This is a genomic window from Dryocola clanedunensis (genome assembly GCF_038405435.1).
Classification (GTDB): Bacteria; Pseudomonadota; Gammaproteobacteria; order Enterobacterales; family Enterobacteriaceae; genus Dryocola; species Dryocola clanedunensis_A.
This window is the reverse complement of sequence record NZ_JBBYHZ010000001.1, coordinates 693,285-715,998: the sequence shown is the minus strand read 5'-3', so window position 1 is coordinate 715,998 and position 22,714 is coordinate 693,285. Positions and strand designations below refer to the sequence as shown.

22 protein-coding genes and 1 tRNA gene are annotated in these 22,714 nt (G+C 54.9%); 6 read left to right on the top strand and 17 right to left on the bottom strand.

Going from position 1 to position 22,714, the window contains the following annotated elements:
• Positions 1–14: 14 nt before the first annotated feature.
• From AAE045_RS03325 to AAE045_RS03275, 11 genes are all read right to left on the bottom strand, one after another.
• Complete coding sequence (locus tag AAE045_RS03325; protein WP_455546582.1) at positions 15–815, bottom strand: metal ABC transporter permease; 801 nt, start codon at positions 813–815, stop codon at positions 15–17.
• Positions 816–856: 41 nt separating this feature from the next.
• Positions 857–1,714: an iron/manganese ABC transporter permease subunit SitC gene (sitC, locus tag AAE045_RS03320; protein WP_455546448.1), complete on the bottom strand. Its 858-nt coding sequence runs from the start codon at positions 1,712–1,714 to the stop codon at positions 857–859.
• 3 nt (positions 1,715–1,717) lie between these two features.
• A complete protein-coding gene (locus AAE045_RS03315; RefSeq protein ID WP_455546447.1) occupies positions 1,718–2,527 on the bottom strand; it encodes a manganese/iron ABC transporter ATP-binding protein in 810 nt (269 codons plus the stop codon).
• Complete coding sequence (locus AAE045_RS03310; RefSeq protein WP_455546446.1) at positions 2,524–3,441, bottom strand: metal ABC transporter substrate-binding protein; 918 nt, start codon at positions 3,439–3,441, stop codon at positions 2,524–2,526. Before AAE045_RS03310 ends, AAE045_RS03315 begins: the two co-directional genes overlap by 4 nt.
• A 109-nt stretch (positions 3,442–3,550) precedes the next feature.
• Complete coding sequence (locus AAE045_RS03305) at positions 3,551–3,946, bottom strand: hypothetical protein (protein ID WP_455546445.1); 396 nt, start codon at positions 3,944–3,946, stop codon at positions 3,551–3,553.
• Positions 3,947–4,111: 165 nt separating this feature from the next.
• Positions 4,112–4,624: a fimbrial protein gene (locus AAE045_RS03300; RefSeq protein WP_455546444.1), complete on the bottom strand. Its 513-nt coding sequence runs from the start codon at positions 4,622–4,624 to the stop codon at positions 4,112–4,114.
• A 30-nt stretch (positions 4,625–4,654) separates the two neighbouring features.
• Positions 4,655–5,602, bottom strand: coding sequence for a fimbrial protein (locus tag AAE045_RS03295; RefSeq protein WP_455546443.1), 948 nt, complete (start codon positions 5,600–5,602; stop codon positions 4,655–4,657).
• Between the two features lie 46 nt (positions 5,603–5,648).
• A complete protein-coding gene (locus AAE045_RS03290) occupies positions 5,649–8,219 on the bottom strand; it encodes a fimbria/pilus outer membrane usher protein (RefSeq protein ID WP_455546442.1) in 2,571 nt (856 codons plus the stop codon).
• Positions 8,220–8,314: 95 nt separating this feature from the next.
• Positions 8,315–8,992 carry a fimbrial biogenesis chaperone gene (locus AAE045_RS03285; RefSeq protein WP_455546441.1) on the bottom strand — a complete coding sequence of 226 codons (678 nt, stop codon included), beginning with the start codon at positions 8,990–8,992 and terminating at the stop codon, positions 8,315–8,317.
• Positions 8,993–9,085: 93 nt separating this feature from the next.
• Entirely contained in the window at positions 9,086–9,616 is a 531-nt protein-coding gene (locus AAE045_RS03280; protein ID WP_455546440.1) for a fimbrial protein, read from the bottom strand.
• Positions 9,617–10,713: 1,097 nt separating this feature from the next.
• A tRNA-Phe gene (locus AAE045_RS03275) sits at positions 10,714–10,789 on the bottom strand.
• A 182-nt stretch (positions 10,790–10,971) separates the two neighbouring features.
• Between AAE045_RS03275 and AAE045_RS03270 the strand changes: the two genes are divergently transcribed.
• The gene (locus AAE045_RS03270) at positions 10,972–11,805 is read left to right on the top strand and encodes an AraC family ligand binding domain-containing protein (protein ID WP_455546439.1); all 834 of its coding nucleotides are present in this window, start codon (positions 10,972–10,974) and stop codon (positions 11,803–11,805) included.
• 54 nt (positions 11,806–11,859) lie between these two features.
• Positions 11,860–12,462: a LysE family translocator gene (locus AAE045_RS03265; protein WP_455546438.1), complete on the top strand. Its 603-nt coding sequence runs from the start codon at positions 11,860–11,862 to the stop codon at positions 12,460–12,462.
• A gap of 2 nt (positions 12,463–12,464) precedes the next feature.
• On the opposite strand, the gene AAE045_RS03260 is transcribed toward AAE045_RS03265, so the two are convergent.
• The 5 genes from AAE045_RS03260 to aspA all read right to left on the bottom strand — a co-directional run bounded on the left by AAE045_RS03260 (position 12,465) and on the right by aspA (position 18,111).
• Positions 12,465–13,040 (bottom strand): transcriptional regulator, encoded by a 576-nt coding sequence (locus tag AAE045_RS03260; RefSeq protein ID WP_455546437.1) that lies wholly within the window; start codon positions 13,038–13,040, stop codon positions 12,465–12,467.
• Between the two features lie 46 nt (positions 13,041–13,086).
• The gene (locus tag AAE045_RS03255; RefSeq protein ID WP_455546436.1) at positions 13,087–14,859 is read right to left on the bottom strand and encodes a protein-disulfide reductase DsbD; all 1,773 of its coding nucleotides are present in this window, start codon (positions 14,857–14,859) and stop codon (positions 13,087–13,089) included.
• Positions 14,835–15,158 carry a divalent cation tolerance protein CutA gene (gene cutA, locus AAE045_RS03250; protein WP_455546435.1) on the bottom strand — a complete coding sequence of 108 codons (324 nt, stop codon included), beginning with the start codon at positions 15,156–15,158 and terminating at the stop codon, positions 14,835–14,837. The genes AAE045_RS03255 and cutA overlap by 25 nt, the downstream gene beginning before the upstream one ends.
• A gap of 96 nt (positions 15,159–15,254) precedes the next feature.
• Positions 15,255–16,556: an anaerobic C4-dicarboxylate transporter gene (locus AAE045_RS03245; protein ID WP_455546434.1), complete on the bottom strand. Its 1,302-nt coding sequence runs from the start codon at positions 16,554–16,556 to the stop codon at positions 15,255–15,257.
• A 118-nt stretch (positions 16,557–16,674) separates the two neighbouring features.
• Positions 16,675–18,111, bottom strand: coding sequence for an aspartate ammonia-lyase (gene aspA, locus AAE045_RS03240; RefSeq protein ID WP_455546433.1), 1,437 nt, complete (start codon positions 18,109–18,111; stop codon positions 16,675–16,677).
• Between the two features lie 338 nt (positions 18,112–18,449).
• Here aspA and AAE045_RS03235 point away from each other — a divergent pair, with 338 nt between their 5' ends.
• The 4 genes from AAE045_RS03235 to AAE045_RS03220 all read left to right on the top strand — a co-directional run bounded on the left by AAE045_RS03235 (position 18,450) and on the right by AAE045_RS03220 (position 21,560).
• The gene (locus AAE045_RS03235; RefSeq protein WP_455546432.1) at positions 18,450–18,947 is read left to right on the top strand and encodes an FxsA family protein; all 498 of its coding nucleotides are present in this window, start codon (positions 18,450–18,452) and stop codon (positions 18,945–18,947) included.
• Positions 18,948–19,083: 136 nt separating this feature from the next.
• The gene (locus AAE045_RS03230; RefSeq protein ID WP_043081801.1) at positions 19,084–19,377 is read left to right on the top strand and encodes a co-chaperone GroES; all 294 of its coding nucleotides are present in this window, start codon (positions 19,084–19,086) and stop codon (positions 19,375–19,377) included.
• A gap of 38 nt (positions 19,378–19,415) precedes the next feature.
• Positions 19,416–21,062 (top strand): chaperonin GroEL, encoded by a 1,647-nt coding sequence (gene groL, locus AAE045_RS03225; protein ID WP_455426009.1) that lies wholly within the window; start codon positions 19,416–19,418, stop codon positions 21,060–21,062.
• 141 nt (positions 21,063–21,203) lie between these two features.
• Positions 21,204–21,560, top strand: a complete 357-nt coding sequence (locus AAE045_RS03220) for a DUF4156 domain-containing protein (RefSeq protein ID WP_455546431.1) — start codon at positions 21,204–21,206, stop codon at positions 21,558–21,560.
• 119 nt (positions 21,561–21,679) lie between these two features.
• Here the strand turns inward: AAE045_RS03220 and epmB are convergent, their stop codons facing one another.
• Entirely contained in the window at positions 21,680–22,708 is a 1,029-nt protein-coding gene (gene epmB / locus AAE045_RS03215; RefSeq protein ID WP_455546430.1) for an EF-P beta-lysylation protein EpmB, read from the bottom strand.
• Positions 22,709–22,714 lie beyond the last annotated feature (6 nt).

The following is a 22,714-nucleotide window of genomic DNA, read 5'->3' as shown; positions in this document are numbered from 1 at the left end:
CTTTGTACCACAGATCAGGTCAGCTGTCCGGCCTCCAGCTTCGCCTGTTTGCGGGACGAATAAATAAACGCCGCGATAAACACCATGGCCGACAGAACGACGATGGTCGGGGCCGGGGCGCTGTCGATAAAGAACGAGGCGTAAACGCCGATAAACGAGACGCTCAGGGCGACAGCCAGCGCGGTCAGCATCATCGACAGGAAGGTGCGCGTCAGCAGCGAGGCGATGGCACCGGGGGCGATAAGCAGCGAGATTGCCAGAATAATCCCCACGGCCTTCAGCGCCGCCACGATAGTCAGCGCCACCATACACAGCATTCCGTAGTGCAGCAGCCTGACGTTAAGACCTGACGCCTGCGCCTGGGTGGGGTCGAAGGCGTGCAGCAGGAAATCTTTCCACTTCACGAAGACAATCGCGGCGGTGAGCAGCGCGATAATCCCCGTCTGAAGGATGTCCGCAGGGCCGACGCCCAGCATATCGCCAAACAGGATATGGTCGAGGTGGATCTCCGGCTTCAGGTAGACGTAAAGCACCAGCCCCGCGCCAAACATGCCGGAAAACACAATCCCCATCACCGTATCGCGCTTGATGCGGCTGTTGTCCTGCACGTACCCGGTGGCCAACGCGCAGAATAATCCCGCGATAAAAGCGCCGATGCCCAGCGGCAGGCCGACCATCCAGGCGATCACCACGCCGGGAAATACCGCGTGGCTCATGGCGTCGCCCATCAGCGCCCAGCCTTTCAGAACCAGGAAGCAGGAGAGCAAGGCGCAGGGTACGGCTATCAGCGCGGTTATCACCAGCGCGTTAACCATAAAGTCGAACTGAAACGGTGAAAGCAGCGTGTCGATAAGGCTCACTGGACGGCTCCCTGCGCGAGGCGCGCACGTTTGCGGTTTGCCAGCAGGCCGTGCTTCGGCGCAAAGATAAAGGCCAGCAGGAACAGGATGGTTTGCAGCACGACGATGATGCCGCCCGTCGCGCCATCAAGGTAGTAACTGACGTAGGTGCCGACCGCGCTGGTCATGCTTCCCAGCGCCACGGAAATCATCAGTAATTTCGGGAAGCGGTCGGTCAGCAGATAGGCCGTCGCGCCCGGCGTCACCACCATGCAAATCACCAGAAACGCGCCAACGGTTTGCAGCGCGGCAACCGTGGTCACGGAAAGCAGGGTGAAAAACAGCCCCTTGAGTAGGGTGGGGTTCAGGCCAATGGAGCGGGCGTGGTTTTCATCGAAGAAGGTGACCATCAGATCTTTCCACTTCACCAGCAGGATCGCCAGCGACACGAAGCCGATGACCGCCAGCTGGACGATATCCGCCGGGGCGATAGCCAGAATATTGCCGAGCACGATGGTCTGAATATTTACCGACGTCGGGTTCAGCGACACCATAAACAGCCCGAGGCCGAAGAACGACGAGAAGATCAGCCCGATGATGGTGTCCTCCCGCAGGCGCGTGCGCTGGTTAAGAAACAGCATGGTGGCCGCCGCCAGCCCGCCGGAGAAAAAGGCACCGAGGGAAAAGGGCAGGCCAAGCATATAAGCGCCCGCCACGCCCGGCACGATAGAGTGCGAGAGCGCGTCGCCAATCAATGACCAGCCTTTCAGCATCAGGTAGCAGGAAAGAAACGCGCAGACGCCGCCGACCAGCGCGGATACCCAGATGGCGTTGAACATGTAGCCATAGGAGAACGGCTCAAGCAGGATGCTCATCGGCTACTCCCCTTTTACGGCGCGAATAAACGGGCGTTCGTCATCCGTTACCACGCTGGTTTCAAGTCCCGTCAGGGTGACGTGACGCAGCACGCCGCTGAAGGCGATTTCGAGGTTTTCCTGGGTGAAGGTTTCGCGGGTGGGGCCATAGGCGAGAACGGTGCCTTTCACCAGCACGGTCTGGTCGCAGTAGTCGGTGACCGCCCCTAGGTTATGGGTGGCAACCAGCATGGTGCGGCCTTCGTCGCGCAGCTCACGCAGCAGGCTGATGATCTGCTCTTCGGTTTTGACATCCACCCCGGTGAACGGCTCGTCCAGCAGTATGACCTGGCCGTCCTGGGCGATGGCGCGGGCGAGAAACACGCGCTTTTTCTGCCCGCCGGACAGCTCGCCAATCTGCCGGTGGCGGAAATCGCTCATCCCCACGCGGGCCAGCGCATGATCCACGGCCTGTTTATCAGCCTTGCCCGGAATGCGCAGCATCCCCATATGGCCGTAGCGGCCCATCATTACTACGTCCTCCACCAGCACCGGGAACGACCAGTCCACGTCCTCCGACTGGGGCACGTAGGAGACGATATTCTGGCGCAGCGCTTTTTTGGTCGGCATGCCAAGAATCGAAATTGAGCCTTTCGCCAGATGCACGAAGCCCATAATCGCCTTGAAGAGGGTAGATTTTCCTGAGCCGTTCACGCCAACCAGCGCCGCGATGGTGCCGGTCGGGATAGTGAACGTTGCGTCCCGCAGCGCGGTGTGGCCGTTGCGGTAGGTGACGCTGGCGTCCTGAACGGAGATGCCGAATCTGTCCGTCATTTTTGCGCTCCTTCGTTAATGCCTTTAACGATGGTCGCGGTTGTGACGCGCAAAAGGTCGAGATAGGTAGGAACCGGGCCATCTGCCGCGCTCAGGGAATCCACATACAGCACGCCGCCGTAGTGCGCACCGGCTTCGCGGGCAACCTGGCGGGCGGGCTTATCGGAGATGGTGCTTTCGCTGAAAATTACCGGTATAGCGTTTTTGCGAATGGTGTCGATCACCTTGCGCACCTGCTGCGGCGTGCCCTGCTGGTCGGCGTTGATCGGCCAGAGATAAAGCTCTTTCAGCTTAAAGTCGTTGGCGAGGTAGGAGAACGCCCCTTCGCTGGTCACCAGCCAGCGCTTATCCTCCGGGATCTTCGCCAGCTCGCTCTGCAGCGGCTGCAGGGTATCTTTGATTTTTTGCTTATAGGCTTCGGCGTTTTTTGCGTAGATGGCCGCATTTTCAGGATCGTATTTGCTGAACGCATCACGAATGTTATCGACATAAATTAGTGAGTTATTCGGTGACATCCAGGCGTGCGGGTTCGGTTTGCCGTCGTACGGCCCTTCGGTAATGCTGGTGGGGGTGATGCCGGTGGAGACAACCACTTCCGGCACGCCGTTGAGATGCTGATAAAACTTCTGGAACCAGAGTTCGAGGTTCAGCCCGTTGGCTAAAATGAGCTTCGCGCCCTGCGCCCGGCGGATATCCCCCGGGGTGGGCTGGTATTCGTGGATCTCCGCACCCGCTTTGGTGATGGACTCCACGTCCGCCGCATCCCCCGCCACGTTCTTCGCCATATCCGCGATAACGGTAAAGGTGGTCACGACTTTAAATTTATCCTTCGCCCACGCCTGCGCCGAAGAGAACATCAGCGCCGCCATGACGCTGGCTACCACCAGTTTTTTTGCCGCTGCCTTTCCGAACATGACATCCCCTTATCGTCTGATAAACGCACAGATATAGCAATTGCAATAAAACATAGCCGTAGCTATGTTTAAATGCAAATAATTATCATTTGATTGGGGTGCTTAGGGTTTAAGCGGACTTGCCTTCCAGCGGCTTCAGCGCGGTTGCAATCATCCCCAGGCCCGATGTGTTCTTATCTTTGAGGTATAAATCGTTGAGCAGGTTCATCTGTTCGAGCTGGGTCAGCGCTTTGAAGGCGGCGTGGATCTCGCTGTGCGGGTTGAGGATATCGTCGGTGCGGGCCTCGTTGACGTTCTGTCCTTCTTTGATCTCTGCGGTCAGACGCCCGATAATTTTCTGGTTGGATGCATGCATGCCCTGCAGTTCTGCCGGGTTCGCCTGGCTGTCGGTGGTCGCGGTGACCGCAGGAAGCGTAATCTGGTTAACGGCATTGACCGTCTTATCAACATGGTTTGCGCAGCCGGCCAGCAGCAGCGCCAGCAGCAAGATGGATTTTTTCGACATGGGTTTTCCTCGGTAACTAAACGGCGATGCAGGGCGTTCGATCGCGTCTGGGACTGGAAAATACCCGCAACGATGGTCAGGAAACCACCAAAAAGATGTTTAAATTTAAACTGACAAAGCCAGCGATTGCTGGCTCGCGGAGAGTGGGGTGATGAGATAAAAGCGCTACTGATAGGTAATGGTAAACTGCACCGCCCCCTTTATCGTACCGGTATTCACTCCCCTTTCGGTGGAGATACGGACAACGCGCGCGCCGACGTCGAATTCAGCAGTCCTGTCAGGCTTGACGGGCAGTTCCATGCGGCTGCCGTTGGAGATCATGACGGAGGCAAAATCTCGCTGCGCGAGCTGAATGCCAAGCCCGGAAGCCGTGCCGGAATTGACGAAGACGGTTGGGTCGGTGGCTGAGGCCTGCCCGGTGAACGTTGCAGTAGCGGTGACGATATCCGCCGGGCAGTTACGCAGTTTAATCGAAAAGTATTGCCAGCTGCTGCCGTCGCCAACATGGTCAATATTATAAATGGCCATTTTGCCAAAGTTGACGGTCTGGTTAGTTGAACCAGCGTCAATAATACAGGGGCCGGTGATAACGCCCCCTTCAATATTAACGATGAAATCACCGGCATACGCCCCGGTAGCGCTTAAACATAACAGCAGCAATATTATTGTTTTTTTCATCAGATTCGCTCTCTTCAGTACAGCCAGTATTTATTGATATGTCATTGAAATTGTTGCATATGACTGGACTTTGCCTGGGTTTACATCGTAGGTGTTATTTCTGTAGTACCTGAGCTTAAAGGGAACATTCAGCGTGCCGCCACCGGCCGGGATGGTGCCTATTGAGTACGCCCGGCCAAACGTCACGGGCACCCCGTCTTTCAGCATTTGTATGGCATAGCCGGTGTATTTATTTGTTAAATCTGCCAGTAAACCCTGTCCAGACGAGGTGCCTGCAGGCTGGGTGATCGTCATTGAAACGGTTGAAGCCCCGGCGCAGGTTACCGGTATGCTAAAGTCCGTGTTCCCGGCAATTGAGCCTAAAGTTGGCAGCTCGGAGGCCATAACTTTATCCATTTTTACCAGCATGCTGGTGCCGTTGCCGACCTGACAGGTCAGCGGCTTGACCGCCACATTGCCGGTGAAGGAAACGGTGCTTGGCCAGGAAGGAAGTCGATCCCGGTCAATAAAAATCCCCCATGCCTGTCCGGGGTTTATCGAGCCGTTCGAAATCAAATTGCTGGTTTTAACCAGCACCAATTTCAATTTTATAGCGGCGGGGGTGGGGTAGTTTGCTGCGGTGCCTAAGCTGGTCGATTTCCCGCAGTTAGCCATATTTGCGCGGATTTTTTCGCCGCTGGCATTTTTCAGTGCGATGCCAATGCCCTCGACGCCGCTTTCATAGACGGCATCATAACCGCTTACCCACGTAGGCTTCTGGCCCATAAAACAGGCGTTAATAGGTTTTTGATATTCTTCAGCGCTGCAAAGAATGGATAAAGTAAACTCTTTCTCACTGCCGGGGACTTCAGAACCCACGGCAAGCAGCGTTGTCACGGAGAGATTGCCCGCGTTAAAAGTTGTTGGCAGCGACGGCGTGCTCGTACACCATGCCGCCGCCTGTCCGCTGTAGAACATGCCTGAAATAACAATCAGCATCAGGCGAAATAACATTTTGTAGTTCAAAGCGTCTTCTCCTTAATTATTACAGACACTTGCCGGTCATTATCTTGACGGCCGTGTCCTGAGAATTTTGTTGATCCAGGCGGTACGATACCGTGCAGCTTTGTTCGTCGTCGGCTCCCCATTTCACCTGCAGCGTGCCGCTGTCGGCCATCCCTGTTAAATAGACCTGGCCTGCATCCCCTACCAGGAAACCCTGAGCTGTTTTCTGCTGTGGGTCGTTGACCACTGCGCCGAACGGCACCACGCTGCCATTGGCCCGCAGGAGAGACATCAGAATTCGGTATCCTACGTTGGCCTCAAAGTTTGCCCGCACGACTGCCCCACGCGTTGGCACGACGGCCTGGGTGGTCAGCGTTAAGTCCACGTTTTCAGGTAAGGTTTCAGTATTCAGCTGCACCATGTTTTTACGGTACGGGCTTGAATAAGGCACGATGGCATAGCCGCGCCAGTCGGTTTTGACCCCTGTCTGGTTACTGATGTTTACGCCAGCGGCACCAGGTGCTTTAACCAGGGCAACGGTTTCGCCCAGTGGTTGCCCAAAGGTGATGCCGTTTTCATGGGCGATAATGCCGCCCTGCAGCCCATAGTTGAGACGCTTAGATGAGTTATCCCAGGCGTAGCCAGCGTTGACTTCACCATAGGCGCCACGGTAGTCCGTACTCAGGTTGCCGCCATAGCCAACGCCTTTATTGCCGTAGGTTTCCTGCGCGCTCCAGCTAAGGTTGTCGTCATCGAGCAGGGTGCCGTTAATCCCCAGGTTCTGCGAAGTATTGCCTTTTTTACTGCTGCTGATGCCGTAGGTGGCGTTGGTATTGTGTTCAAAGCGGCTGAACGGCACGGTGATGTTGAAACCTAAGATCTGGTCGCGTTCGTAAGTTTTACCGGAGCCGGTATCCTGGCTATTGATGTTGTAGCTGTAGTTAAGGCCGTAGCTGATGCCGTTCCAGCTGTTGTTGTAGCTGGCACCGATGGAGCGCATGGTGCGATTACTGTTCCAGTAGTCTTCGCTCATCCAGCTAACTGCCAGCGATCCCGCCACTTCACCTAACTCCTGGTTCATGGTGAATTCAGTCCGGTTGCGGCGGCGCTGATCGTTTAACGGTGCGCTGCTGTCACGCCAGGTATCCAGAATTTCGTTGAGGCTGTAGAACCCTTTTGTGGAGTAACGGTAGCCCGCGATGGCGAAGTTGGTCCCGGTGCGAACGATATTTTTACTGTAACGAATGCGCCAGGATTGTCCCGACTGTTCTTCCGTATTTTTCGGCGTGGACCACGCCTGGGTTAAATCAACGGAAAGCGCCCCCATTTCACCAATGTTTTTGCCCACGCCTAATGCAGCCGACTGATATTTTTCTGCAAATTGTCCGCCGGTGTAGAGGGTGAAGCCGCTCGGCAGGCCGTACATGGCCGTGCCCTGACCGAACATGACTTTATCCACGCTGTCATCGTAGGCGCGGTACTGACCATAGGTCAGGGAGTATTTCAGGCGGCCTTCACGCTGCAAAACCGGCAGGGAAGCATAAGGCACGATGAGGTGCTGTTCACTGCCGTCGGCTTCCTTAATGGTGACGTCGAGGTCGCCGTTGCCGCCGGTAGGGTACATATCGTTAATTTCGAATGCGCCCGGGGAGACATAGCTTTGATAAATGGTGTAGCCGTCCTGACGAATAATAACTTCCGCGTTAGTTCGCGCGATGCCCCGCACTACGGGCGCGTAGCCTCGCATGCTGTCCGGCAGCATTTCATCGTCAGAAGCTATTTGCGCTCCCCTGAAGGGCACGCCGTCAAAGATCTCACTCGGCGAGTTGCTGTCACCAAGCGTAAGGGAAGCGTCCAGAGGGGCGATCGCCCGCTGGGCGTAGGTATAAACGGATTTCCATTGCTGCTGTCCTTCGCTGTCACGGTTCCACGTGGAGTAGTTACGTAATCGCCATGGACCAATATTTATCCCGGGCCTCAGGTTGGCATATTGATTATTTGAGTCAGAGGTATTGGCAGTACCGGCGTAGGTATTAGAGCCGCTGATGCTGTAGTTCATTAACAGCGCGGTAATACCCTCGTCCCACTGTGTTTTGGACACGTAGCCACGCGGCTGCTTTGAGACAGAAGCCTGGGGGAAGCTGAGCAGCAGTTGCTGAGAACTGAAACGAAAATCTGCGCTGGCCTGAGGTATAGCTGAAAGGTTGGCACATTGCTCCTCAGCGCTGCCGAGCGCCGGGAAATGGTCCGTCTTCACACCCATTTCGCTAAGCTGCTTTACGCTCAGGCAGGGCTCCAGCCGCTCCGGGCCATCGGCCGTTTTTTTCAGCTGAAACTCTACGTCGCGGGTATCCACCATGTCATTGTTCACATAAATATCGACGTGATAGGTGCCAGGCGGCTGTGTACCTTGTTCTTCGAACATGGTGAGGTCGATGTCGCTGGCGCCCTGTACAGAATCAAGCTCCAGCAAAGCAGGGTTAAAAAACTCCCTTGCGTGTGCTTTCGTAAAGGTTCCCCCCATCAGTGCCAGCTGCCCGGCTATCAGCCAGGCAAGGCGGTGTTTACGCGGGGCAGCCCGCGAGCTGTGCCCTTTTTTAGCGCTATTCATCCATTTAGCTCCATAGGCTTCAGGATCCTCAGATCCTGTGTCCTTTCCTGCACTGCCTGTGCAGGGATATTTTATTTTTCAGGCATCGCTGTCATCTATAATGAAGCGCTGTGCTCCTTGCCGGAGCCGCCGTAGTCACTGATAATTTTCCAGCTGATTTTATTTGCTGAGGCTCCCTTCGGAACGACATAGGTGCTGCTGCTGCCTGGTGCGACAAAGGTGACATCCTCAACCTTTTTGCCACCGAAGGTAACCTGGTGGAAATTCATATAAAATGGCGTTGGGTTGGTGACCGTTATTTTGCTTCCACTGCGTGACCATCTCAGCTTATCGGTGACATCTTCTGCCACGCCTTTAATACTTTTAGGACGGTAAATTAGTTTGATGCGTGTTTTAACTGCAATTTGCAGAGTGTTTCCCGAATATTCTTTAGTCGCTGAGGGGATAGATTTAATACTCATCCAGTAGAGGGATTCTTTATCTGTCGGCAAATTCCCCCCCGCCTGTACAACGCGTAGTACGTTTTCCTGACCGCCTTCCAGCCTGAAGAGGGGTGGGGTAACGATAAAGGGAGGTTTGGCCGTTTCGCCGTCTTTACTTTCAACCCAGGCCTGAATTAAATAAGGGACGTCATCTGGATTGCTGATGTTAAGAGAAGATTCCTTTTTGCTGGCATCATAAATAAGGCGTGTGCCGCCAACAATAACGCCTGCATGAGCCATGCTGGTGCTAAGAAGTAAGGCCGCCAACAGAGTTCCAGGTAAAATTCGCATTTTTCAGTCCGCTTTAAGTAATTAAAGGGCCAGCTCTAACTTATCTGGCCCTCTGGTCAGTATTAAGTTGCTGTATCAACAGCAGAAATAAACTTAGTTGTAGTTAATAGTAAAGTTGGCAGTGGAGTTTGCCGGACCAGCAGTAATGGTGGTTGCGGTAGCGATATAACGGGCAACAAAGCCCAGCTTGTTCACCGCTGGGGCTTCTGCCAGGGTGTAAGTTTTAGACGGCTGGAATAATGAAACAACTGCGCCAGCGTCATCAGAGATCTGGATACCAACGCCAGTAGCCACGCCGGTAGCCGCGTTCAGCGCCAGTATGCTGGTATCGCCAGTGACGCTAGTGCCGTCAAAGCGCACAGAAGCAGAAGATGCGGTGTCAGGGCAAGATGTTAATTCCAGCTGGAAAGTGGTTGGTGAGGCAGTTGTACCAGCGCCGGTAAAGGCACCTTTAGACACTTTGCCCAAAGCAACGGTCAGCGGAGCAGACGGGGTGTTAGTTACTGAACATGCAGCAGTAATGATTTCACCGGTGAAGTTAATCTGGCCGTCGCTTGCGGCAACAACGCTTGAAGTGAGAGCCGTGGTCGCCAGAATGGCGGCAGTCATCAGAGTCTTTTTCATTTCTATTCCTTTAAGGATGTAATATTACATCGCAGTTGTAGTTGGCATATTTCTACGCCATTCATTTCCATTATTGAGCGTTTCTACGGAGACGCCGCAGTACACCCTACTTCAAAATAAGCCCCCGGAAAGATATATAAATCCATCCCCGAACTTATGTTTTTCAACAAAAGTAAAGCCGCTTTTTCAAACGCTTAACGCCTGATTTTTTAACGCTTTGCACTATAGTTATTTATGTGTTCATCGCGCCGGTCATTTTTGATGGTAACCTACCCAGCAGGTTTGTTATTAGATACTGTATGTTTTGTTATGCAAATAATATTTGTAGAAGCTATAATTCTGCTTAATTTATTCGTCGGTAAGCTTTGCAAATAAAAATTTCTTATTTCTTATTGGGTAGGTTAAGTAAAATGAAAGCAGACTGCAATGCAGTGAGGGAACAAAAACCTAAAGATATTCCTAATTTTCCCGTTTCGCCTGTATGTATGTCTAAAAGGACGGGTTTAATATTGGTTGAGTGATTGTCTTTTACGTGTTTCATAAAGCTGATGAATAATAGAAAGGCGAGAATAATATTTTTTTTATGATTTGATAAGTTTTCAGACCATAAATGAAACAGGGCCAGGGTCGGAAGCCGCGTGAAGAGAGTGCCGATTAGCTGAATATTATGGGCGAGGTCAATGATCGGGGCAGGGGCGTTGATGTGTCCGATGACGAGTCCAGACGCAGAAAAGCAAAAACCCAGCCATAGGCTGGGTTCTTAAAACAGTGGTGCCCGGACTCGGACTAACGCCGCAGGCGTTTGAACAGCGCGCTCTTCGCGCTGGCCCCGAAGGGGTGAGCTGCTCGCAGCGAGTAATTGAACCAAATTCGATGACGAGTCCAGACGCAGAAAAGCAAAAACCCAGCCATAGGCTGGGTTCTTTAAATAGTGGGGCCCGGACTCGGACTAACGCCGCAGGCAGTTTGAACTGCGCGCTCTTCGCGCTGGCCCCGAAGGGGTGAGCTGCTCGCAGCGAATAATCGAACCAAATTCGATGACGAGTCCAGATGCCAGAAAGCAAAAAACCAGCCCTTAGGCTGGTTTCTTTAAATAGTGGTGCCCGGACTCGGAATCGAACCAAGGACACGGGGATTTTCAATCCCCTGCTCTACCGACTGAGCTATCCGGGCAACGGGGCGCATTAAACCGTAAAGGCCGTTGGGCGTCAATCATATTTCAGGGAAAACTGTTCAATCGCTTAACTTTGCGTCAATCTGAGGCGTTGTTTGCCCTTCGGTGGCGATAATGCACAAATCTTCCAGACATTTTTCGCGCGGTTGCAAATTCTGGCAGGCTGGAATCAGGAGGGGAAATGGCACAAGACTGGGTTGAACTACACCAACATGGCGAGACGGGCATAGAGACGATTCGGGCCCATTTTGAGGGCCACGCATACGACCCCCACTGGCACGACAGCTATCTTGTCGGCATCACGCTTGCGGGCACGCAGCAGTTCCACTGCCGCAGGGAACGCCATCACAGCACGCCCGGCGATGTTTTTTTGCTTGAGCCTGGGGAGATCCACGACGGTGACGCTCCGGTTGCGGGCGGTTTTACCTACCTGACGTTTTATCTCGACGAGCAGTGGCTGACGAGAACACTTCAGGGACTATTTGAAAGCACGCCTTCCAGCTATTCGCTGCATTTTTGCCGCACGATTGCACATGACCCCCGGCTCGCGCAGGCAATTTCTGGCGCGTTTCAGGCCCTGCACGGCGAAGAGATGAGGATTGTGCAGCAAAACACGATGGATAATCTTTTAGGGCAGCTCACTGGCCACTGCGAGTGGCGAAAGCGTCTGTCTTCGCAGGTCCGCAGTACGGCCATTGCGCACCGCGCCAGGGATTATCTGCATGCGCACATAGGCGAGAATATCGGTTTGTCAGACCTGGCGCGGGAAACGCAGACGGACAGATTTACGCTGACCCGCTGCTTCAAAAGAGAATTTCATCTTGCGCCACATGCCTGGCTCGTCCAGCTACGTCTTGCGCGGGCGAGGGCGCTTCTCGCTAAGGGAGAGCTGCCGGTCAACGTTGCGGCCGCGCTGGGGTTTGCGGATCAAAGCCATTTAGGCCGCTGGTTCCAGCGTGCCTATCGCCTGTCGCCGGCCCATTACCGCAGGTTGTGCACAAACCTTCCAGACTAGCCGGGCAAAAAAGGTAAAAGTCAGGGTTCAGACCATCACCGGAGTTGCTGAACCGTGAGCCAGCTTTCTTCTGTTGCCCCATTTTTGCTTTTTGCCTTTGTGGCTTCCATCACCCCGGGACCGACCAATATTTTGATTCTGGCTAACAGCCAGCGCTTCGGCGTGAGGGCGACGCTTCCGGCGGTGTTCGGGGCGTGTTTTGCCGCCTGTCTTATCGTCTTTATTTCCGGTGCGGGAGCGGGGGAGTTATTACGTCAGTATCCTGTGATACGGGACGTCATGAGCTGGGCTGGCGCGCTCTGGTTAAGCTGGCTGAGCTGGCAGCTATTTAGCGCACCGGCGGCGAACCTCAGGGATGACGCTCTGCGTCCATTTAGCTGTCGGGCGGCGGCACTGTTGCAGCTTATTAATCCTAAAACGTGGATGATGGCGCTGGCGGTGGTCAGCCTGTTTGCTCCTCAGGGGACGCAGCCTTTGCAGGGGGTGTTACTGCTCTCAGGGTGGTTTTTACTGATTTCTTTGCTCTGCCTGAGCTGCTGGGCTTTGCTGGGGAAGGCGGTGGAAAGGGTATTTCGCACAACGACATCACTCGTCTGGTTCCAACGGGGGATGGCGCTGTGCTTGCTGGCTTCAGCCTGGGCAGGATTTCTCGGCTAGCCTCAGGTCAGCGCGCCGCCCTTGCGGCACTGGGCAAAGCGCAGAATATCTTCCGCAAGACGCTGAGCGGTATCGATGTCCGCCTGGCTACGGTTGACCAGCAGCTTGCTCAGGCAGCCTTCCAGCACCAGGTCCATCTGATGGGCGACCATCACCGGATCGTCCACCTCAAGCTGGGTCAGCAGCTCGTGAGTGTACTCCCACGCCCGTTTTTTCTGCTGGTCGGCCAGCTGATGAACAGGGTGGGAAGGATCGGGATAAAGCGTGCAGGCGGCAATGAACAGGCAGCCGGGATAGCGCTCATTGTTGACGCATTCGGTCAGAGCCTCATAGCGCTTCATCAGCTTTTGCTCAATCGACAGTGAATCGTCGAGCATGAACTGACGGCGCCAGGCCTCGGCCTGCTGGCTCAGGTAGCGCAGCGCGTCGTACAGCAGCGCTTCGCTGTCGGGCCAGTATTTTTCGATGTCATGCAGCGGCTGGTCCGCCTCACCTGCGACCATCTCCAGGGTGGTGCTGGCAATCCCTTCACGTTCAAGGACGTGCAGGGCGTGCTCAAGTACGTCTTCGCGTTGCACGGTATTCTCCTCCGTCGTTCAACGGGTTATCCCACATTAGTGTTGTTTACTGCGCCTGTTTGCGCAAATGCGTGTCGAAAGCGCTGGCGTCCATAAAGCCCGTGACGCGGGCGGCAGGACGCTCCTGGCCTTCGGCATCAAAGAACAGAATCGTCGGCAGGCCTAATACGTTCAGATGCTTTAACAGTGCCACATCCTGCGCGTTATTGGCAGTGACATCTGCCTGGAGCAGCACGGTATTTGCGAGCTGCTTCTGAACCTGCGGATCGCTAAAGGTATATTTCTCGAACTCTTTACAGGCCACGCACCAGTCTGCATAAAGGTCCAGCATGACCGGTTTACCTTTGGCCTGCGTCAGCGCCTGGTCAAGCTGATCGACGTTAGCAATACGTGTGAAGTTCAGGTGAGGCTGGCTGGCGGTAACCGCCGTGCCAAACGCCCAGTCCTGAAGCGGCTTCGCGCTAACAAGCGCGGCACCCAGCAGGATGATTTGCACCAGGCGCATCCACGGTTTGCTGGCCTGCAGGCTGGTGATAAACGCCCAGCAGAAGAACGCCACGCCCAGCAGCCCCCACAGACGCAAGCCCCAGACGTCCCCCAGCACGCGTTCGAGCAGGAATACCGGCAGCGCCAGGATCACAAAGCCGAAGGCAATTTTGACCGTTTCCATCCACGGGCCGCTTTTCGGCAGCAGGCGGTTGCCGAAGACGGTGATCAGGATCAGCGGCAGGCCCATGCCCAGCGCGTAAAGATAGAGCGTGCCGCCGCCGAGCCACATGTTCCCGCTCTGCGCGATATACAGCAGAATGGCGCTAAGCGGTGCGGTGGTGCACGGCGAGCAAATCAACCCTGCCAGCGCGCCCATTGCAAAAACGCCGCCCGCCGAACCACCCTGCTGGCGGTTGCTCATCAGCGTAAGGCGCGTTTGCAGGGAAGAGGGGAGTTGCAGGGTGAACATCCCGAACATGGACGCCGCCAGCAGTACAAACAGCACCGACAGGCCGATTAGCACGTACGGGTGCTGCAGCGCGGCCTGGAACTGTAATCCCGCAGCCGCAACCACCAGGCCCAGCGCAGTGTAGGTCAGGGCCATCCCCTGCACGTAGATAAATGCCAGCAGCAGCGCGCGTCCGGTGGAGAGGCGCTGTTTACCGCCCAGTACGATGCTGGAGATCAGCGGGTACATCGGCAGCACGCACGGCGTGAAGGCGATGCCGATGCCGATCAGGAATGCCCACAGAGCGGAGAACGGGAGCTGGTTAGACTCTATGTCGCCTGCTCCCCTCACCCCGGCCCTCTCCCCAGAGGAGGAGAGGGAGGAAGAGTGCTCTGCACTGGTTTGTCCCCTCTCCTGGGGGAGAGGGGTAGGGTGAGGGCGACTTTCTTCAGAAGCCACGACCTCACTCAGCGGAACGGTTTTTGTTTCCGGCGGATAGCAGAACCCGGCTTCGGCGCAGCCCTGGTAGGTCACGCTTAGCGTCGCGCCTTTGGCGGCGGCGTTCACCGTCACCGGCAGGTTCAGCTTATCGGTGTAAATCTCGGTTTTGCCGTAGAACTCATCTTCGTGCCAGGCCGCCTTCGGCAGGGCGGGCGGAGCAATCTCTGCCTGAGCCGGGTTGAGCTTGATCTGCTGGCGATACAGATAGTAGCCAGGTTTAATCTGCCAGTTCAGGTTGAGCTGGCTGCCGGACTGCTGGAAATCAAAGGCAAAAGCCTGATCGACCGGGACGAACTGCGATTTGCCCTGGTTATCGAACAGACCTGCGAAAGTTTGCGTGCTGAAGAGCAGGAAGATCAGCGTAAAGATGCGTAGAGCCATGAGAGGTATTCACTATCTCCGTGGGTAACCGGCAGAGCCAGTAATTCAGGTGTTTTGTAAGGATGGTGCGATTTCAGACAGGCCAGCAGCGCTTCCTGATGGTCAACGTCGCTTTTAAGCACCATCTGCACTTCATACTCCTGTTCCATTTTCCCCTCCCAGTAGTAGAGCGAGGTAGCGCCGGGCAGCAGGGTCACGCACGCGGCGAGCTTTTCTGCCAGTACGAGAGCGGCAAGATCCTGGGCGGTGGCCTCATCCGGGGCAGTACACAATATGACAACGGCCTGGGTAGTCGACATCGCAAACCTCCTCTGAAGGGAAACTGCGGGTGACTATAGCACGGCGGGACGAGCGAGAAGAGAACGGGCCGCAAAGCGACCCGCGTTTTGGGATATTTACAAAATGAAGCTGCCCAGCAGGAAGCCGAAGCAGACCGAAAGCACAACGCCTATCGTGCCCGGAATAAAGAACGGATGATTAAAGACGAACTTGCCAATGCGCGTGGTGCCGGTGTCGTCCATCTGTACCGCAGCGACCAGCGTCGGGTAGGTTGGCAGAATAAACAGGCCGGAAACGGCGGCAAAAGAAGCAACCGCGGTCAGTGGCGAAACGTTCAGGGCCAGGGCCATCGGCATCAGCGCCTTAGCGGTCGCCGCCTGGGAGTAGAGCAGGGCGGAGGCGAAGAAGAAGATCACCGCCAGCAGCCACGGATGGCTCTGGATCACGCTACCGGCCGTCTCTTTAATCCAATCGATGTTGGCGGAAACAAAGGTATCACCAAGCCAGGCCACGCCCAGGATACAGATACAGGCGCTCATGCCCGCTTTGAAAGTGCTTGAGCTAAGGATGCTTTCAGTTTCAACGCCGCAGAAGACGGTAGTCAGCGTGGCGACGGACAGCATGATAATCAGGATCGCATTGGTGGTGTTCATCAGCGGCGTGGCGACCAGGCCCAGGCTCGGGCTGTTGATAATGGCGTAGATAACAACGCACACCACCCCAAGCAGGAACATCAGCACGGACGCTTTAGCCCGGGGCTTGATCTCCATCTGCTTGTCGCCACGCAGTTCGATAAGCCCCTCTTCCAGGCGCTTGCGGTAAACCGGATCGTCAGAGAGCTTTGAGTTGAACAGCTTAGAGACCAGGAAGGACATGATCAGCACGGCCATCAGCGTAGAAGGGATGACCACCGCCAGCAGATGAATGTAGCTGACGCCATGGCCTTCGAGCACGGAGGACATATACACCACTGCCGCCGAAATTGGGGACGCGGTGATAGCAATCTGAGCCGAAACAACGGCGGTGGACAGAGGACGACAAGGCTTAATACCCTGCTCTTTTGCAACTTCTGCAATTACCGGCAGCGTGGCTAAAGAGATGTTGCCGGTTCCCGCAAAAATCGTCAGGAAGTAGGTCACGATGGGCGCGAGAATAGTGATGTATTTCGGGTTCTTGCGCAGCAGCTTTTCAGTCTGGTTAACCAGGTAGTCAAGGCCGCCCGCGATCTGCATCGCAGAGATAGCCGCGATCACCGCCATAATAATGGAAATAACATCAAAGGGGATATGGCCGGGTTTTACGCCTATCAGCGCCAGCACCAGCACCCCCAGTCCCCCGGCATAGCCGATACCGATACCGCCTAACCTTGCGCCAAGAAATATGGCTGCCAACACGATGATGAGCTCGATGACTATCATGGATGCTTCCTTGAAGATTAATGAGTTGAAAATGAGTTGTTGTATTATTGTGTTTATGAAACGAAAAAGGCACGTCGCGATGGACGTGCCTTTTGGCTTAGCTAGCTACTCGTGAATATCATTGTTCACTTTCATCCGTGTAGCGTTTGGCTTTGTAGACCGGGTGCATCAGGTTATGGACCGAGAAAATATCGTCCAGCTCTGCTTCCGTAAGCAGGCCGCGTTCCAGCACAACCTCGCGTACGCTTTTACCCGTCTCCGCGCAAATCTTCCCGACGATGTCACCGTTGTGGTGGCCAATGAACGGGTTAAGATAAGTCACAATACCAATCGAGTTGTAGACGTAGCTCTCGCACACTTCTTTGTTAGCGGTGATGCCGTTGATGCATTTTTCCAGCAGGTTGTAGCAGGCGTTGGTCAGGATGTGGATGGACTCAAACATCGCCTGGCCAATCACCGGCTCCATGACGTTCAGCTGCAGCTGGCCCGCTTCAGAGGCCATGGTCACGGTAATGTCGTTGCCGATGACTTTGAAGCACACCTGGTTCACCACTTCCGGCACTACCGGGTTCACCTTAGCAGGCATGATTGAAGAGCCGGCCTGCAGCTCTGGCAGGTTGATTTCGTTCAGGCCGGAGCGCGGACCGGAGGAGAGCAGGCGAAGGTCGTTACAGATCTTCGACATTTTCACCGCCAGGCGCTTGAGCGAGCTGTGCACCATGACGTAGGCGCCGCAGTCGGAGGTCGCTTCAATCAGGTCTTCCGCCGGTACGCACGGCAGGTTGCTGACTTCCGCCAGCTTCTGCACGGCCAGCTGCTGGTAGCCTTCAGGGGTGTTCAGACGCGTACCGATTGCCGTCGCGCCGAGGTTAACTTCCAGCAGCAGCTCTGCGGTGCGCAGCAGGTTTTTAGTCTCTTCGGTCAGCAGGACGTTAAAGGCGTGGAACTCCTGGCCCAGCGTCATCGGCACCGCATCCTGCAGCTGGGTACGGCCCATTTTCAGAATGTTTTCGAATTCGACAGCTTTGCGCTGGAAGCCGTCGCCGAGCTGGTTGATAGCATCGATCAGCTTGACGATAGAGGCATATACCGCGATGCGGAAACCGGTTGGGTAGGCATCGTTGGTGGACTGGCATTTATTGACGTGGTCGTTCGGGTTGAGGTACTGATACTCACCTTTCTGGTGGCCCATCAGCTCAAGCCCGATATTGGCGAGCACTTCGTTGGTGTTCATGTTAACGGAGGTACCGGCCCCGCCCTGGTAAACGTCTACCGGGAACTGATCCATGCACTTGCCGTTGTTCAACACTTCGTCACAGGCCTGAATAATGGTGTTGGCAATGCTTTTCGGGATGGTCTGCAACTCCTTGTTCGCCATCGCTGCCGCTTTCTTCACCATGACCATACCGCGCACAAATTCAGGGATATCGCTGATTTTGTTGTTACTGATGTAGAAGTTTTCAATCGCTCTCAGAGTATGAACGCCGTAGTAGGCGTCCGCTGGCACTTCCCTGGTACCCAACAAATCTTCTTCGATACGAATGTTATTTAACATGTGAACCTTCTTTTTCAAGCTGCCAATAAATGTACCGTTTTCACGCACAGGATGTGTGGTCGTGAGATGAATAGACCGAAGAATATGTCCATAATCGGTCTCCATGCCGTGATGATATGCTGATCATAGCGAAAAGCAGCTATCTGGATCACTTATTAAAAGCGACATCACATAACAATTATTAATATGTGATTTCGATCAACGGATGAAGATTTCGTGAAAAATAAGCTGGTGGTTAGATTGATCTTTGGCTAAAGCGTCACCATCTGTTAGCAATGCGTTAGTGCTGACCCTTTCGCAGGTGCACTGGTGCGCCTGCCTCATTACAGGAGAATACGGTGCGCTGGATACCGTTAATTGCCATTTTTCTTTATGTTTACATAGAGATATCCATATTTATTCAGGTCGCTCATGTGTTTGGCGTCCTGCTGACCCTGCTGCTGGTCATCTTTACCTCCATCATCGGTATGTCGCTGGTGCGCAACCAGGGCTTTAAAACCTTCATGCAGATGCAGCAGAAGATGGCGGCTGGCGAAAGCCCTGCGGCAGAGATGATAAAGAGCGTCTCGCTGGTGCTGTCCGGCTTCCTGCTGCTGCTGCCCGGCTTCTTCACGGATTTCCTGGGCCTGCTGCTGCTGTTACCGCCGGTCCAGAAGCATCTGACCATGAAGCTGATGCCCCATCTGCGCTTCTCCCGCATGCCTGGCGGTGGTTTCAGCGCGGGGGCGGACGGCGGCCAGACCTTCGACGGTGAGTACCAGCGTAAGGACGATGGCCCAAAGCGCCTCGAAGAGCGTGACGATTTCCGTGATAACGACGACCGTCACAATCGTTAAAAATTATAATTTTTTTGTTTTCCCCCCTTGAAGGGGGGAAGGCGCATCCCCATCTCTCACGTCACCAGCCGATAACCCATCTGGGCCGGCGTTACCCAAACAATTGATACTGACTTTCTCAAAGGAGAGCTATCACATGAGTATTCGTCCACTACACGACCGCGTCATCGTCAAGCGTAAAGAAGTTGAGTCCAAGTCTGCAGGCGGCATCGTGCTGACCGGTAGCGCAGCAGGTAAATCAACTCGTGGCGAAATCATCGCTGTCGGTAAAGGCCGCATCCTGGAAAACGGTAACGTGCAACCGCTGGACGTAAAAGTCGGCGACATCGTGATTTTCAACGATGGTTACGGTGTGAAGTCCGAGAAGATCGACAATGAAGAAGTGTTGATCATGTCCGAAAGCGACATCCTGGCAATTGTTGAAGCGTAATCCGCAGGCAAATTAAACGAATTTAAGGGAAAAAAAGAATGGCAGCTAAAGACGTAAAATTCGGTAACGACGCTCGTGTGAAAATGCTGCGCGGCGTAAACGTACTGGCAGATGCAGTGAAAGTTACCCTCGGTCCTAAAGGCCGTAACGTGGTTCTGGATAAATCTTTCGGTGCACCGACCATCACTAAAGATGGTGTTTCCGTAGCGCGTGAAATCGAACTGGAAGACAAGTTCGAAAACATGGGCGCGCAGATGGTGAAAGAAGTTGCCTCTAAAGCGAACGACGCTGCGGGCGACGGCACCACCACCGCCACCGTACTGGCTCAGTCAATCATCACCGAAGGCCTGAAAGCTGTGGCTGCGGGCATGAACCCAATGGACCTGAAGCGCGGCATCGACAAAGCGGTTATCGCTGCGGTTGAAGAGCTGAAAGCGCTGTCCGTACCATGCTCTGACTCTAAAGCTATCGCTCAGGTTGGTACTATCTCTGCTAACTCCGACGAAACCGTAGGTACTCTGATCGCTGAAGCGATGGAGAAAGTGGGCAAAGAAGGCGTTATCACCGTTGAAGAAGGCACCGGCCTGCAGGACGAGCTGGACGTGGTTGAAGGTATGCAGTTCGACCGTGGCTACCTGTCTCCGTACTTCATCAACAAGCCAGAAACCGGTTCTATCGAACTGGACAGCCCGTTCATCCTTCTGGCTGACAAGAAAATCTCCAACATCCGTGAAATGCTGCCAGTTCTGGAAGCCGTTGCGAAAGCCGGTAAACCACTGCTGATCATCGCTGAAGATGTTGAAGGCGAAGCGCTGGCTACGCTGGTTGTTAACACCATGCGCGGCATCGTGAAAGTGGCTGCTGTTAAAGCACCTGGCTTCGGCGACCGTCGTAAAGCAATGCTGCAGGATATCGCTATCCTGACCGGCGGTACCGTTATCTCTGAAGAGATCGGTATGGAGCTGGAGAAAGCGACCCTGGAAGATCTGGGTACCGCTAAGCGTATCGTTATCAACAAAGACACCACCACCATCATCGATGGCAGCGGTGAAGAACCTGCGATTGCTGGCCGCGTCTCCCAGATCCGTCAGCAGATCGAAGAAGCAACTTCTGATTACGACCGTGAAAAACTGCAGGAGCGCGTAGCGAAACTGGCTGGCGGCGTTGCGGTAATCAAAGTCGGTGCGGCTACCGAAGTTGAAATGAAAGAGAAGAAAGCTCGCGTTGAAGATGCTCTGCACGCAACTCGTGCTGCGGTAGAAGAAGGCGTGGTAGCTGGCGGTGGCGTTGCGCTGATCCGTGTCGCTTCTAAGCTGGGCGAACTGCGTGGCGTGAACGAAGACCAGAACGTGGGTATCAAAGTTGCACTGCGTGCAATGGAAGCTCCGCTGCGTCAAATCGTGCTGAACTGCGGCGAAGAGCCATCCGTTGTTGCTAACACCGTGAAAGCGGGCGACGGCAACTACGGCTACAACGCAGCAACCGAAGAATACGGCAACATGATCGACATGGGTATCCTGGATCCAACCAAAGTGACCCGTTCTGCTCTGCAGTACGCGGCATCCGTGGCTGGCCTGATGATCACCACCGAGTGCATGGTTACCGACCTGCCTAAAAGCGATGCGCCTGATTTAGGCGGCGCTGGTGGTATGGGCGGCATGGGTGGCATGGGCGGCATGATGTAACCCAAAGCACCTTGTGTTAAAGAACCCTCAGTCAGAAATGGCTGAGGGTTTTTTCTTTTGGGCCTCAGTCTGGTATAAGGTCATACCGGGTGATGATGGCCCACGACTACATTGAACACAGCATTGATTACGGGGAACAACATGCGCATAAAAGTTTCAGCAGGAATGGCTGTGGCAGCGTTGCTGCTGGCGGGATGCAGTACCAGCAATAACGATCTGAGTGCCGCGGGTCAAAGCGTTCGCTTTGTTGAAGAGAAGCCGGCCAGCAACTGCCAGCTGTTAGGCAGCGCCAGCGGTGAGCAGAGCAACTGGCTATCTGGTCAGCACGGCGAAGAGGGCGGCTCGATGCGCGGCGCGGCAAATGCCCTGCGTAACAATGCGGCCGCAATGGGCGGTAACGTGATTTATGGCGTCAGCAGCCCAAGCCAGAATCTGCTGTCGAGCTTCGCGCCGACCGCAAGCGTCATGAACGGCCAGGTGTATAAGTGCCCGAACTGATGTAATTTTGCCCTTATCCCGGTTGTTTTCTCCCTCCCCCCTTTGGGGAGAGGGCTGGGGTGAGGGGAATGCCCAATTTTGTAGGGTGGATAAGCGAAGCGTCATCCACCGCTTTAGCTTTAGCTCTGCCGCAGCTGCAAATCCAGCGGCGTCTTGCTCGGCTCTCCGCCAATCTCGCGGGCCAGCTTCGGCACCATATAGCCCGAAACCAGCGTCAGCAGCTCCCGCATAATCTTTCTTGCTTCATCGTCACTGACCATGAAATGCGCCGCGCCCTGCACCTTATCCAGCACGTGCAGGTAATAAGGCATTACGCCCGCATCAAACAGCGCATTGCTCAGCTCCGCCAGCGTCACGGCGCTATCGTTCACGCCCCGCAGCAGCACGCTCTGGTTAAGCAGCGTGACGCCCGCCTGACGCAGGCTTTTCATCGCTTCACGAAACTCATCGCCAATCTCCTGCGCGTGGTTGACGTGGTTCACCAGCAGCACCTGAAGGCGTGAGCGGGCAATGCGAGCCGTCAGCGTTTCGGTAATGCGCGCCGGGATAACTATTGGCAACCGGCTGTGAATGCGCAGGCGCTTAATGTGCGGGATGGCTTCCAGTTCGCCCAGCAGCCAGTCCAGCTCGTGATCTTTGGCCATCAGCGGATCGCCACCGGAGAAAATAATCTCGTCCAGCTCGGGGTGTTCGCTGATATACGCCAGCGCGGCCTGCCAGTTGCGCTTATTGCCCTGATTATCGGCATACGGGAAGTGGCGGCGGAAGCAATAACGGCAGTTAACGGCGCAGCCGCCTTTTACCAGCAGCAGGGCGCGGTTGCGGTATTTATGCAGCAGGCCGGGCACTACGCTGTGCTGCTCTTCCAGCGGGTCGGTGCTGAAGCCGGGGGCGGCAACGAACTCTTCCTGAGCGGTCAACACCTGGCGCAGCAGCGGATCCTGCGGATTACCTTTTTCCATGCGGGCCACGAAGGCGCGCGGGACGCGAAGCGCAAAAAGTCGACGTGCGTCACGTCCTGCCAATAGCTCTTCGTCGGCATCTACATTTAAAATGTGCAGCAGTTCGTCAGGATCGGTTATAACATCGGCAAGTTGCGTTAACCAATCTTCTCTGCGGGGGGGATTTAGGGTTACAATGTGTGCCATTTTTTG